Source organism: Nonomuraea sp. LP-02 (assembly GCF_036289125.1).
Lineage (GTDB): Bacteria > Actinomycetota > Actinomycetes > Streptosporangiales > Streptosporangiaceae > Nonomuraea > Nonomuraea bangladeshensis.
On the sequence record NZ_JAXCLK010000001.1, the window covers coordinates 72,968 to 85,267 of the forward strand.

Genomic DNA, 12,300 nt, shown 5'->3' on the forward strand with positions numbered 1-12,300 from the left:
ATGCAGCCCGCCGGGGACGGCGGCGCGAGAGCGCCGGCCTAGTACCCGCCGTACGGGTTCTGGGAGGACGGCGAGGTGGTGGCTGGGGCGCTCGTCTTGTGCCCCGACGGGTGCTTCGGGGAGGCGGACGGGTTGGCCGCCGCGCCGGTGGAGGTCGGCTTCACGCCCTGCGGGGTGATGACGCCGATCAGGCCGTGCTTGGTGCCGTCGATGCCCGCGGAGAACCACAGGGAACGCTCGCCGCCGGTGGCCGCGGTGCCCGGCTCCAGGTCCCACAGGCCCGGCAGCACGATCGGCCGGCCGTTCGACGTGGTCAGCGCGCCGAGGTGACGGCTGTTCTTGTAGGCGTGCACGGTGCCGTCGCCGAAGTTGCCGACGAGCAGGGCGCCGGCGAACTGGCCCCAGCCTCTGGGCGCGGCGGTGATGCCCCAGGGGGCGTTGAGCCCGACGCGGGAGATGCGGCCGGTGACGCGGCCGGAGGCGTTGAAACGGCTCACGAAGCCCTTGCCGTTGCCGAAGACCGGCTTGCCGGTGGACGGGTCGCGCAGCGCGTACGACACCCAGATGTTGCCGTTGGCCACCGCCACGTTGTAGGCGTGGTAGTTGCTCGGCACCCCCGGGTCCCTGAACTGCCAGCGCGACAGGCGGATGCGCTGGAAGTCCTGGTCGAAGGCGTGGATGCGGCCACCGGCGAAGTCGGCGGCCAGCAGGAAGGCGTCGTCCTCGGTCTGGACGAGCTCCAGCCCCTTGTAGTCGGCGCCCCGGGTGAACGCGGCGATGACGGCGTTCTTCGGGTCCACCTCGGCGTTCCAGCCGGTGATGGCGCCGCTCGGGCTGGAGAAGATGAACGTGGCGGGCTTGCCCTTGACGGTGAAGCCGCTGCCGGAGTTGAAGACCTGGCCGGTGGGTGCTCCGCCGGGGATCCACACCTCGGTCTGCTCCTTCTTGCCGGTGCCGGAGTAGACCGTGGCGGTGCCGGTGCCCGTGTTGGAGACCCACAGCGTCTTGCCCATGGCCAGGCCCCACGGGTTGACGACCTTGGCGTCGGTGACCGGGGCTTTGCCCTGGACGTCCGACACAAGGTTGGTGACGTCGAAACGAGTCCTGGTGGTGGCGTGTGCGGGAGTGGTGAGAGTCGCTCCCAAGACGACCGCAACAGCGCAGAGTGTGATGATGCGTGTCCGCATCCGTTGCCTCCTAGTTAGCGCTTGTGACGGGAGGTACGTGGACGGGCGAAGGCAGGTTCAGGTTCCGTCATGGGGAAAAATCGTCAGGCGAATTCATCGCGCCGCATCGGGGAAGGGACAGGCATGAACGTGCTGGGCATCGACATCGGTGGTTCGGGGATCAAGGGCGCCCCCGTGGACACCGACGCCGGAGAGCTGACCGAGGAGCGCCTGCGGATCCCGACCCCTGAGCCGTCCCGCCCGGAGGCGGTCGAGGCCGCCGTACGTGAGATCCGGGAACACTTCGCCTGGACGGGGCCCGTCGGGGTGACCTTCCCAGGCGTGATCATGGACGGCGTGGTGCGCACGGCCGCCAACGTCGACCGGTCATGGATCGGGGTGGACGCGGCGGCGCTGTTCGGCGGCGCGAGCGTGCTCAACGACGCCGACGCGGCCGGCGTGGCCGAGATGCGGTTCGGCTGCGGGCGCGGGGAGAAGGGCACCGTGCTCATGCTGACCTTCGGCACGGGCATCGGCAGCGCCCTGTTCCGCGACGGCGTGCTGGTGCCCAACACCGAGCTGGGGCACCTGGAGCTGCACGGCAAGGACGCCGAGCACCGGGCCTCCTCGCGGGCGCGCGAGGAGCACGACCTGAGCTGGGAGAAGTGGGCCGAGCGGGTCCAGGAATACCTGGAGCACGTGGAGATGTTGTTCTCCCCGTCGCTCGTCGTGATCGGCGGGGGCGTCAGCAAGAAGGCGGAGAAGTTCCTGCCGCACATCACGCTGCGCACCCGTGTGGTGCCCGCCGGGCTGCAGAACGAGGCCGGCATCATCGGCGCGGCCCTGGCCGCCCGCCCCTGACCAGCCCCGGCCGGGTCTGGCGATATTCAGATGCGCCGGTCGCGGACGGTGAGGCACGATGGGCCGTTGGCTCCGCTTCTGCGCGGCTCAAATATCCTTGAAAGCAGTATGGGAACGCCTTCCGTGTCCTCTCCGCTCGCCGACCTCCAGTCCCGCCTGCCCGAGCTCATGCCGCGCGACCAGCGGCGGCTGCGGCGCAGGCTCGACGGCATGCGCCGGGTCCGCTCCCGCGACACCCGGGACAAGATCGTCGCGGAGATCCTGGCCGACGTCGAACGCGCCGAGCGGCGTCTCGAACGCCGCCGCGCCGCCGTGCCCGCCATCCGCTATCCGGAGAACCTGCCGGTCTCGCAGCGCAAGGACGACATCCTCGCCGCGATCCGCGACCACCAGGTCGTGATCATCGCCGGTGAGACCGGGTCCGGCAAGACCACGCAGATCCCGAAGATCTGCCTGGAGCTGGGGCGCGGCGTACGCGGGCTGATCGGCCACACCCAGCCCCGCCGCATCGCCGCCCGCACGGTCGCCGAGCGCGTCGCCGAGGAACTCGGCACCGGGCTCGGCGAGGTCGTCGGCTACAAGGTGCGCTTCACCGACCAGGCGAGCGAGCGCACGCTCGTCAAGCTGATGACCGACGGCATCCTGCTGGCCGAGCTGCAGAACGACCGCCTGCTCGACCAGTACGACACCCTGATCATCGACGAGGCCCACGAGCGCAGCCTCAACATCGACTTCATCCTCGGCTACCTCAAGCAGCTCCTGCCCCAGCGCCCCGACCTCAAGGTCATCATCACCAGCGCCACGATCGACCCCGAGCGCTTCTCCCGGCACTTCGACGACGCGCCGATCATCGAGGTCTCCGGCCGCACCTACCCGGTCGAGGTGCGCTACCGGCCGCTGGAGGAGGACGACGACCAGACGCAGGGCATCGTCAACGCCTGCCGCGAGCTGATCACCGAGGGGCCCGGCGACATCCTCGTGTTCCTGTCCGGCGAGCGGGAGATCCGCGACGCCGCCGACGCCCTGGCCAAGGCCGAGTTCCGCAACACCGAGATCCTGCCGCTCTACGCCCGGCTCAGCGCCGCCGAGCAGCACCGCGTCTTCCAGTCGCACACCGGCCGGCGCATCGTCCTCGCCACCAACGTGGCCGAGACCTCGCTCACCGTCCCCGGCATCAAATACGTCGTGGACCCCGGCTACGCCCGCATCTCCCGCTACAGCCACCGCACCAAGGTCCAGCGCCTGCCCATCGAGCCCATCTCGCAGGCGAGCGCCAACCAGCGCAAGGGCCGCTCGGGCCGCACCTCCGACGGCATCTGCATCCGGCTGTTCGAGGAGGAGGACTTCCTCAGCCGGCCCGAGTTCACCGACCCCGAGATCCTGCGGACCAACCTGGCCTCGGTCATCCTGCAGATGACCGCGATCGGGCTCGGCGACATCGAGGCGTTCCCGTTCGTCGAGCCGCCGGACCGCCGCCAGGTCAAGGACGGCGTCAACCTGCTGCACGAGCTGGGCGCCTTCGACGCGCAGGGCCGGCTCACGCCGATCGGCCGCAAGCTCGCCACCCTGCCGGTCGACCCGCGGCTCGGCCGCATGGTGCTGGAGGCGGAGAAGAACGGCTGCCTGCGCGAGGTCATGGTCATCGCCGCCGCCCTGTCCATCCAGGACCCGCGCGAGCGGCCGGCCGACAAGCAGCAGCAGGCCGACGAGAAGCACCGCCGCTTCGCCGACCCCGACTCCGACTTCATGGCCCACCTCAACCTGTGGAACTACCTGCGCGAGAAGCAGCGGGAGCTGTCCTCCAGCGCGTTCCGCCGGCTGTGCAAGGCCGAGTTCCTCAACTACCTGCGCGTACGCGAGTGGCAGGACATCTACAGCCAGCTCCGCCAGTCGCTCGGCGTGCAGCCCGACAGCACCCCCGCCGACCCCTACTACGTGCACGTGTCGCTGCTGGTCGGCCTGCTGTCGCACATCGGCGTCAAGGACGTGCTCGACAAGCAGCGCCCGGCCGACGGCGGCCGGCGTCCGATCCAGGAATACCTCGGCGCCCGCAACGCCCGCTTCGCGATCTTCCCCGGCTCGGCCCTGGCCAAGAAGCAGCCGCAGTGGATCATGTCGGCGGAGCTCGTCGAGACCTCCCGGCTCTGGGCGCGGGTCAACGCCAAGATCGAGCCCGCCTGGGTCGAACCCCTCGCCCAGCACCTGGTCAAACGGAGCTACTCCGAGCCCCACTGGGAGAAGAACCAGGGCGCCGTCATCGCCCTGGAGAAGGTCACGCTCTACGGCGTGCCGCTCGTCGTCGGCCGCAAGGTCAACTACGGCCGCATCGACCCCGACCTGTGCCGCGAGCTGTTCATCCGGCACGCCCTCGTCGAGGGCGACTGGGACACCCACCACCGGTTCCTCAAGGACAACCGCAAGCTGCTCGGCGAGGTCGAGGAGCTGGAGAACCGCGCCCGCCGGCGCGACATCATGGTGGGCGACGAGGCCCTGTTCGACTTCTACGACCAGCGGGTCCCCGCCGACGTGGTCTCGGCCCGGCACTTCGACTCCTGGTGGAAGACGGCCAGGCAGGAGACGCCCGACCTGCTCACGTTCTCGCCGGAGATGCTGGTCAACGAGGGCGCCGACATCAGCGCCCGCGACTACCCCGACACCTGGAAGCAGCTCGGCCAGCGGATGCGGCTGACCTACCAGTTCGAGCCGGGCGCCGACGCCGACGGCGTCACCGTGCACGTGCCGCTCCAGGTGCTCAACCAGGTCGGCTCCGACGGCTTCGACTGGCAGATCCCCGGCCTGCGCGAGGAGCTCATCACCGCGCTCATCCGCTCCCTGCCGAAGAACCTGCGCCGCAACTTCGTGCCCGCCCCCAACTACGCCAAGCAGGTGCTGGCCGCGGTCAAGCCGGGTGGCGAGCCGCTGCTGGCCGCCGTGGAGCGTGAGCTGCTGCGCCTGACCGGCGTACGGGTGCCGCGCGAGGCCTGGCAGCTCGACCAGATCCCCGACCACCTGCGGATCACGTACCGCGTGATCGACGAACGCAAGCGCACGCTGGCCGAGGACAAGGACCTCGACGCGCTCAAGCGCCGTCTCGCGCCCCGGCTGCGTCAGACGCTCGCCGAGGCCGGCGACGACCTGGAGCGGACGGGCCTGCGCACCTGGAGCTTCGGCAGCCTGCCGCGGGTGTTCGAGCAGGGCAGGATGAAGGGCTACCCGGCGCTCGTGGACGCCGGCGACTCCGTCTCCATCAAGATCTTCGAGACCGAGGCCGAGCAGCGCCGCGCCCACTGGCCGGGTGTGCGCCGCCTGCTCCTGCTCAACGTCACCAACCCGGCCAAGTCCCTGCTGGCCGGCCTGAGCAACCAGGCCAAGCTGGCGCTGTCGCGCAGCCCGCACGGCGGCGCGGTCGCGCTCTTCGACGACGTGGTCAACGCGGCCGTCGACCAGCTCATGGGGGAGGCCGGCGGTCCCGCCTGGGACCCGGTCGCCTTCGACCGCCTCTATCAGCACGTCCGCGCCGAGCTGCACGACACGGCGGCCGGGGTGCTGGCGAAGGTGGAGCAGATCCTGGCCGTGTGGCACGAGGCGGCGGCCCGCCTCGACGCCCTGCGCCCGAGCGCCGCCACCGACGACGTACGCGACCAGCTCGGCCACCTGATCTACAAGGGGTTCGTCACGGCGACCGGCCACCGGCGCCTGTCCGACCTGCTCCGCTACATTCGCGCCGTCGAGCGCCGCCTCGGCAAGCTGCCCGAGGACCCGTGGCGCGACCAGGAGTGGATGGACCGGGTGCACAAGGTCGAGGACGACTACCACGAGCTGCTGGACAAGCTGCCGCCGGCGCGGCGCGGCGATCCCGACGTGGTGGAGATCCGCTGGATGATCGAGGAGCTGCGGGTCAGCTTCTTCGCCCAGACCCTGGGCACGCCCACGCCGATCAGCGAGAAGCGCATCACCAAGGCGATGGACAAGCTCACATCATGAAGACCGAGGTGTCGAGCTCGAAGTCGACTGGGGCGGGCAGGGGCAGCGGCTTGCCCATCGGGACGGTGGCGATCGACCGGTAGGCGCCGTCGGCGATGTCGCTGTGCACGGTGACGGAGGGCACCTCGGGCACGGGGTCGATCAGCAGGTAGACGGGCACCCGGCCGACGGCGTAGAGGTGCCGCTTCTCCTCGCGATCGATGTGCACGCTGCTGGGGGAGACCACCTCAGCGACCATGATCAAGCCGGAGGAGAGCAGCTCGCCTCGGCCCCAGCGGGGACAGTCCGGTGGCAGCAGGGCGTAGTCGGGCACGAGCGCGTCGCGGGGGCCTTCGATGCAGACGCTGAGGCCGCCCGGCGCCGCGAGCCACCTCCGTTCGAGACTCAGCGGCAGCAGAACGTTGTGCAGGTTCACCGCCATGAAGGTGTGTTCCGGGCTGCCCAGCAACTCACGTGCTGTTTGCGGCATGTGGATCTCCTCTGGCTGGGCCGCCGGAGGCTCGGTCGCCATCGCTACCATCGGAGTTATCCCTTCGTATTCGAACGGGCACGCTAAGTATCGCACGGCCGGTCGCGGGAGACGAACCCGAGCGTGCGAGAATCCCGATTTGCGGTTGATTGCGAAGTGCAGGGGGATCGATGGTCAGGGCTGTGGTGTTCGACGTCGGCGAGACGCTGGTCGACGAGACGCGCATCTGGACGCGGTGGGCCGAGCGGATCGGCGTGAGCCACTTCGTGCTCATGGGCGCGCTCGGCGGCATGGCGGCGCTGGACCGGTCCCACAGCGAGGCGTTCGAGATCATCCGGCCGGGCATCGATCTTGAGGCCGAGGAGGCGGCGTGGGAGCGGGACGACCCGGACGGGCTGCGCAACCACTTCGACGGCGACGACCTCTACCCGGACGTCCGCCCGGCGCTCGGCGCGCTGCGCGAGGCCGGCTACCAGGTGATCATCGCGGGCAACCAGCCGCGCCGGGCCTATGACGCGCTGGCCGCGATGGAGCTGCCGGCCGACTCCGTCCACACCTCCGAGGGATGGGGGGTGGCCAAGCCGCAGCCGGAGTTCTTCGCCAAGGTCGCGGCGGTGGCGGGGCGGGAGCCCGGCGAGATCCTCTACGTCGGCGACCGGCTCGACAACGACGTGCTCCCGGCGGGGCGGGCGGGCATGCGCACCGCGCTCATCCGCCGCGGCCCCTGGGGCTATCTGCACGCCGCGCGGCCGGAGGCACGGGCGGCCGACGTGGTCGTCGACGACCTGCACGAGGTCCTGGCGGCGGCGCGGCGACTGACGTAGCGGCGGCGCCTCAGGCCCTCATCTGAAGTCCTCGTCGAGGTCCTCGCCGAGGTCGATGTGGATCGCCCGCTCCTCGGCCGACAGGTCGCCGTCGTCGGCGCCCTGGTCCTCGGCCACTTCCTCGTCTTCCCGATCCGGCTCCAGGCCCTCGTCGGGCTGCGTGAGCCGGTGCAGCGAGCGCGGCTCGTGCAGGCGGTCGGGCGCCTCGCGCCACAGCCGCTCGTCGAGCGTGTCCCGGTGCCGCGGGTCGTCGGGGACGACCTCGTGGTTGAGCCCGAGGTCGTCGGTCCACTCCGAGACCTCGACGTCCTGTTCGTCGCTCATTCCGAACCGGTCCGGAGGTAGTTGACTCATAAGAATCCCCTACCCCCGGACAGGTACGAAATCCTATGAATCGGCCCGCTTGAGGGCTTCGGCGAGCTCTTCCTTGTCCATCCCGGAACGGCCGGGGATGTCGGCCCGCTGCGCCTGCTCGTACAGCTCGGCCTTGGTCGTGTCGCCCGTGGTCGGGGCGGTCGCGCCGAGGGCCTTGAGCTCGGCGTTCCTGCGCTCCTCGAAGGCCCGTCCGAGCTCCTGGAGCCGCTTGTCGTCGGCGGACCTCCGCAGCTGGGGCAGGAGGTCGGTCTCCTCCTCCTCGACGTGGTGCTGCACCGACTCGACGAGCTTCTCCAGGGTGGTGCGGAACTCGGGGGTGCCGGGCGTGGCCCGTACGAGCGCGTCGAGCAGGACCTCGGCCTCCTTGTGCTCCTCGACGCCGTGGTGGGCGTCGAGGCCGGGGTAGACGCGGTCCTCCTCGGCACGGGCGTGCGCGACCAGGAGGGCGTGGAGCTCGGCCACGGTGGCCTTGGTGTCGCCCTCGCCCTTCTTGAGCCGGTCGAAGAGGGATTCGACGGTCCGGTGGTCCTTGGTGATCAAGGTGATGACGTCGGTTGCCATAAGGTCAAGCGCTACCCAAGGGAACGCCGTCCAATCGCCGGGTCACTCCAGCTCGCGCAGGCGCTCCCGGGTCCGCTTCAGCTCCTCGCGGAGCGCGGCGAGCTCGCGTTCGAGCTCCAGGATGCGGCGGATGGCGATGAGGGTCATGCCCTCGTCGGCCATGCGGGTGACGTGCTGGACGATCAGGACGTCACGGCGGGAGTAGCGCCGCTGGCCGCCCTCGGAGCGGCGCGGCGTGACCACGTCGTGCTGGTCGAGGCGGCGCAGGTAGGCCTGCTGGACGTTGAGCATCGCCGCCACCTGCCCGAGGGAGTAGAGGGGGGCGTGCTCGTCGTCGAAGGGCAGATCGGCCATCATGACCTCCTCATGGTACGGGGGCGGACGTGGGCGTCCGCCCCCGCGCCGCGCGGGTCACGCCCTGATGGCCTTGGTGTCGCCTCGCTGGATCTCGACCTTGCGCGGCTTGGCCCGCTCCAGCACCGGGATGCGGACGGTGAGCACGCCGTTGGCGTAGCCGGCGTCGATCCTTTCGCTGTCGAGGTGCTCCGACAGGTAGACCCGGCGGGTGAAGACGCCCATGGGGCGCTCGCGCACGAACACCCGCTCGTTCTCGCCGAGCTCCTCCTCGCGGCGCGCGCTGACGCTGAGGACGCCGCGGTCCACGGTGACCTCGATGGAGTCGGGGTCGATGCCGGGCAGGTCGAAGCGCAGGACGACGTCGTCGTCACGGCGCAGGCCGTCCATCGGCATGGCCGAGCCGTTGTCGAGGGTCTGCCGGGCCAGGCGGTTGAACTGCCGCTCGAACTCCTGGATGAACGGGTCGATCGAGGTGAGAAGCATGTCGGGACCTCCTCGCTGCGCTCTCGGTTGTATCTAACCTCCAACTGCAGTTACAGGTTAACTCCATCGGGAGGGGCAGACAAGCGAGGTAAGCAAAACCTGTCCAAACGGTTAGGTGAGCGTGGGAGCCGGGCGTGGCCGTACCGCTTGCCGGAGTGTCCGGCCCGAAAGGCGGGCCAGGGCCACGGCCGCGAGGAGTGAGGCCGCCACGCAGCACACGCCGCCGACCTCCAGCGCGAGCCGGGGCCCGAAGGTGTCGCTGAGCCAGCCCAGCAGCGGCCCGCCGAGCGCGCCCGCGGCCGCGCTGACGATGGACAGCGCCGCGATGATCCGCCCGCGCATCGCCTCGGGGCTGTCGAGCTGCGCCCGCGCGCTGACGGTGGTGTCCACGGTCACCGCGCCTGCCGCGATCGGCACCATCAGCGCCGCGAACGCCCACAGCCCCGGCATGAGCCCGCTCAGCGTCTGCGCCGCGCCGGTCACGAACGTGGTGATCAGCAGCAGCCGTACGGTGAGGCTCGGCCGGGAGGCGGCGAGGAAGCCGCCGATCACCGTGCCGACGGCGAAGACCGTGGACAGCAGGCCGTAGCCGCCCACGCCCGCTCCCAGGGGGCCGGCGCTCATGGCGGCCATCGTGACCTGGAAGTTGCGGCCCACGCTGCCCGAGACGAACCACAGCGCCAGCACCACGAGCAGCCAGGGGGTGCGCAGCACGAGCCGCAGTCCCTCCAGCACCGCGCCGGGCTGTCGCTCGGCCGCCTCCAGCCGGTGGAACTCCGCGCGCCGCATCACCAGCACCGCCGCGATGACCACGAAGAACGTGGCCGCGTTGATCACGAACAGGCCGCCGTCGCCGGTGAGCGGCAGCAGCGCCCCGGCCAGGCTCATGCCCAGGATGCGGGCTCCGGAGCTGAGGATCGAGCCGAGCGCCATCGCGTTCGGCAGGTCGTCGGGCGGCACGACCTCGGCGCCGAAGCGGCCGAGCGCGGGCCCGCCGAGCGCCCCCACCACGCCGCTGAGCAGCGCCACCACGTAGATCGGCGCCACCGACGTGACTCCCGTGAACGCGATCACGGCCAGCGCGGCCGCCAGCGCCGCGTGCGCGAGCTGCGCGGCGATCACGACGGGACGGGTCGGCAGCCGGTCCGCGAGCGCCCCGCCCCACATTCCCAGCAGCAGCGTCGGCAGTGCCTGTACGACGAGGCTGACGCCGACGCTGGTCGCGGAGTCGGTGATCGTCAGGACGAGCCAGTTGAGGCCGAGGACCTGCATCCACGTGCCGGTGACGGAGACGATGTCGGCCCCTGCCCACAGCCGGTAGTTGTGATGGCGCAGGGCGCGGAACGTGGAGGATGACGCAGACAAAACGGGGGTCCTAGCCTTGAACTTGCAAACCGGAGGTCCGAACGTGCGGATCCGGCACGCACATTCCGGTCTGACCGAAATGTGAGGCAGAACACGGTTTAAAGCGCGATTATGCGGACAGCAGCTCCGGCCGGTCCCGGCTGACGAGCGCCGCGTAGTGGCCGCCCGCCGCCATCAGCTCCTCGTGGGTGCCGCGCTCGGCGATCCGGCCCCGGTCGAGCACCACGATCTGGTCGGCGTCCCGCACCGTGGACAGCCGGTGCGCGATCGTGATCGTCGTACGCCCCTTCGCCAGCGCGTCCAGCGCCTCCTGCACCGCCCGCTCGGTCTGCGTGTCGAGCGCGCTGGTGGCCTCGTCGAGGATCAGCACCGGCGGGTCGCGCAGCAGCGTCCGTGCGATGGCCAGGCGCTGCTTCTCGCCGCCGGAGAAGCGGTAGCCGCGCTCGCCCACCAGCGTGTCGTACCCGTCGGGGAGGGCCGCGATGTGGTCGTGGATGCGCGCCGCCCTGGCCGCCGCCTCCAGCTCCTCGTCGCTGGCGTCCGGCCGGGCGAAGCGCAGGTTGTCGGCGATCGAGGCGTGGAAGAGGTAGGTCTCCTGCGAGACCACGCCGACGGTCGCGCTCAGCGTCTCGAACGTCAGCTCCCGCACGTCCACCCCGTCGATGGTCACCCGGCCGCCGGTGACGTCGTACAGGCGGGGTGGCAGGTAGCTCAGCGTGGTCTTGCCCGCGCCGGTCTCGCCCACGACCGCCACGCTCGACCCCGCGGGGACGGTGAGGTCCACGCCCCTCAGCGTGGGCGTGTCGCCGTAGGCGAACTCGACCCCCTCGAACCGCACCTCGCCGCGCACCCCCTCCAGCGTCCGCGTGCCGGGCCGGATGTCGACCGGCAGGTCCAGGTACTCGAAGATGCGCCCGAACAGCGCCAGCGAGGTCTGCACCTCCACACCCAGCCGCAGCAGCGACACCGCCGGCCGGAACAGGCTCGTCTGCAACGTCGTGAACGCCACCAGCGTCCCGACCGAGATGGCCCCCGTGTGGCCGACCGCCCAGTAGACCACCGCCGGCATCGCGGCCATGACGATCTGGATGGACGCCTGCCGCCACCGCCCGGACATGCTCATCCGTACGCCGAGGTCGGCCAGCTCGTCGGAGGCGCGGCCGAAGCGCTCGGTCAGCGCGTCGGAGCGGCCCATCGTACGGCCGAGCAGGATGCCGCTGACCGACAGCGACTCCTGGACCATCGAGGCGATGGTGGCGAGCTTGCGCTGCCGTTCGGAGGTGATGCGCTTGCGCTCGGCGCCCACCCTGCGGCTGATCCACACGAACAGCGGCAGCAGCAGGAGCGAGATCACGGTCAGCCGCCAGTCGAGCGCGGCCATCGCGGCGATCGTCGCGATCACGGTGGTGAGGTTCGAGACGAGGGAGGAGGCGGTCGAGGTGACGACCTGCTGCATGCCGCCGATGTCGTTGGCGATGCGGGACTGCACCTCGCCGGTCCGCGTGCGGGTGAAGAAGGCCAGGGACATGCGCTGGAGGTGCGCGTACACGGCGATGCGCAGGTCGTGCATCACCCGCTGGCCGACCGTCGTGGAGATGAGCGTCTGCACCACGTCGAACACGCTGGTGGTGACCGCCACCGCGATCATGCCGAGGGACAGCAGCGCGAGCAGCCCGGCGTCCCTGGCCGGGATGGCGACGTCCAGCACCTCGCGGAGGAGGAACGGCGAGGCGAGCGACACCAGCGACGACAGCAGGATGAGGGAGCCCACCAGGGCCAGCCGGCCCCGGTAGGGGCGGAACAGGGTGATGATGCGCCGCAGCGGCGCCCGTGGTTCCTCCGCCAAGTGGTGCTC

11 protein-coding genes are annotated in these 12,300 nt (G+C 70.7%); 3 read left to right on the forward strand and 8 right to left on the reverse strand.

The annotated features are described in order from the left end of the window. Positions 1-38: 38 nt before the first annotated feature. A complete protein-coding gene (locus tag SMD20_RS00375; RefSeq protein ID WP_329573662.1) occupies positions 39-1,187 on the reverse strand; it encodes a TIGR03118 family protein in 1,149 nt (382 codons plus the stop codon). A 123-nt stretch (positions 1,188-1,310) separates the two neighbouring features. On the opposite strand from SMD20_RS00375, the gene ppgK reads away from it, so the two are divergent. Together ppgK and hrpA are read left to right on the forward strand one after the other, a co-directional pair. After that, positions 1,311-2,027: a polyphosphate--glucose phosphotransferase gene (gene ppgK / locus SMD20_RS00380; protein WP_329573664.1), complete on the forward strand. Its 717-nt coding sequence runs from the start codon at positions 1,311-1,313 to the stop codon at positions 2,025-2,027. 108 nt (positions 2,028-2,135) lie between these two features. Then, complete coding sequence (gene hrpA, locus SMD20_RS00385; protein ID WP_329573666.1) at positions 2,136-6,011, forward strand: ATP-dependent RNA helicase HrpA; 3,876 nt, start codon at positions 2,136-2,138, stop codon at positions 6,009-6,011. Here the strand turns inward: hrpA and SMD20_RS00390 are convergent. After that, on the reverse strand, positions 6,001-6,480 hold the full coding sequence (locus tag SMD20_RS00390; protein ID WP_329573668.1) for a Uma2 family endonuclease: 480 nt from the start codon (positions 6,478-6,480) through the stop codon (positions 6,001-6,003). The two genes, hrpA and SMD20_RS00390, sit on opposite strands and share 11 nt — an antisense overlap. 170 nt (positions 6,481-6,650) lie before the next feature. Between SMD20_RS00390 and SMD20_RS00395 the strand changes: the two genes are divergently transcribed. Then, the gene (locus tag SMD20_RS00395) at positions 6,651-7,304 is read left to right on the forward strand and encodes an HAD family hydrolase (RefSeq protein ID WP_329573670.1); all 654 of its coding nucleotides are present in this window, start codon (positions 6,651-6,653) and stop codon (positions 7,302-7,304) included. 18 nt (positions 7,305-7,322) lie between these two features. On the opposite strand, the gene SMD20_RS00400 is transcribed toward SMD20_RS00395, so the two are convergent. The 6 genes from SMD20_RS00400 to SMD20_RS00425 all read right to left on the reverse strand — a co-directional run bounded on the left by SMD20_RS00400 (position 7,323) and on the right by SMD20_RS00425 (position 12,291). After that, positions 7,323-7,628: a DUF5709 domain-containing protein gene (locus SMD20_RS00400; RefSeq protein ID WP_329573671.1), complete on the reverse strand. Its 306-nt coding sequence runs from the start codon at positions 7,626-7,628 to the stop codon at positions 7,323-7,325. A 63-nt stretch (positions 7,629-7,691) separates the two neighbouring features. After that, positions 7,692-8,240, reverse strand: a complete 549-nt coding sequence (locus SMD20_RS00405) for a hemerythrin domain-containing protein (RefSeq protein ID WP_329573673.1) — start codon at positions 8,238-8,240, stop codon at positions 7,692-7,694. Between the two features lie 42 nt (positions 8,241-8,282). Beyond that, complete coding sequence (locus SMD20_RS00410; protein ID WP_329573675.1) at positions 8,283-8,597, reverse strand: MerR family transcriptional regulator; 315 nt, start codon at positions 8,595-8,597, stop codon at positions 8,283-8,285. A gap of 54 nt (positions 8,598-8,651) precedes the next feature. Next, the gene (locus tag SMD20_RS00415) at positions 8,652-9,080 is read right to left on the reverse strand and encodes an Hsp20/alpha crystallin family protein (RefSeq protein WP_329573677.1); all 429 of its coding nucleotides are present in this window, start codon (positions 9,078-9,080) and stop codon (positions 8,652-8,654) included. A 111-nt stretch (positions 9,081-9,191) separates the two neighbouring features. Further along, the gene (locus SMD20_RS00420; protein WP_329573679.1) at positions 9,192-10,445 is read right to left on the reverse strand and encodes an MFS transporter; all 1,254 of its coding nucleotides are present in this window, start codon (positions 10,443-10,445) and stop codon (positions 9,192-9,194) included. Positions 10,446-10,554: 109 nt separating this feature from the next. Further along, positions 10,555-12,291 carry an ABC transporter ATP-binding protein gene (locus SMD20_RS00425; protein WP_329573681.1) on the reverse strand — a complete coding sequence of 579 codons (1,737 nt, stop codon included), beginning with the start codon at positions 12,289-12,291 and terminating at the stop codon, positions 10,555-10,557. Between the last annotated feature and the right edge of the window lie 9 nt (positions 12,292-12,300).

Coding starts and splice junctions, on each gene's coding strand:
- SMD20_RS00415 (WP_329573677.1), bottom strand. CDS start 9,080: ATGCTTCTCACCTCGATCGACCCGTTCATCCAGGAGTTCGAGCGGCAG.
- SMD20_RS00400 (WP_329573671.1), bottom strand. CDS start 7,628: ATGAGCGACGAACAGGACGTCGAGGTCTCGGAGTGGACCGACGACCTC.
- SMD20_RS00410 (WP_329573675.1), bottom strand. CDS start 8,597: ATGATGGCCGATCTGCCCTTCGACGACGAGCACGCCCCCCTCTACTCC.
- SMD20_RS00375 (WP_329573662.1), bottom strand. CDS start 1,187: ATGCGGACACGCATCATCACACTCTGCGCTGTTGCGGTCGTCTTGGGA.
- ppgK (WP_329573664.1), top strand. CDS start 1,311: ATGAACGTGCTGGGCATCGACATCGGTGGTTCGGGGATCAAGGGCGCC.
- SMD20_RS00395 (WP_329573670.1), top strand. CDS start 6,651: ATGGTCAGGGCTGTGGTGTTCGACGTCGGCGAGACGCTGGTCGACGAG.
- hrpA (WP_329573666.1), top strand. CDS start 2,136: ATGGGAACGCCTTCCGTGTCCTCTCCGCTCGCCGACCTCCAGTCCCGC.
- SMD20_RS00390 (WP_329573668.1), bottom strand. CDS start 6,480: ATGCCGCAAACAGCACGTGAGTTGCTGGGCAGCCCGGAACACACCTTC.
- SMD20_RS00405 (WP_329573673.1), bottom strand. CDS start 8,240: ATGGCAACCGACGTCATCACCTTGATCACCAAGGACCACCGGACCGTC.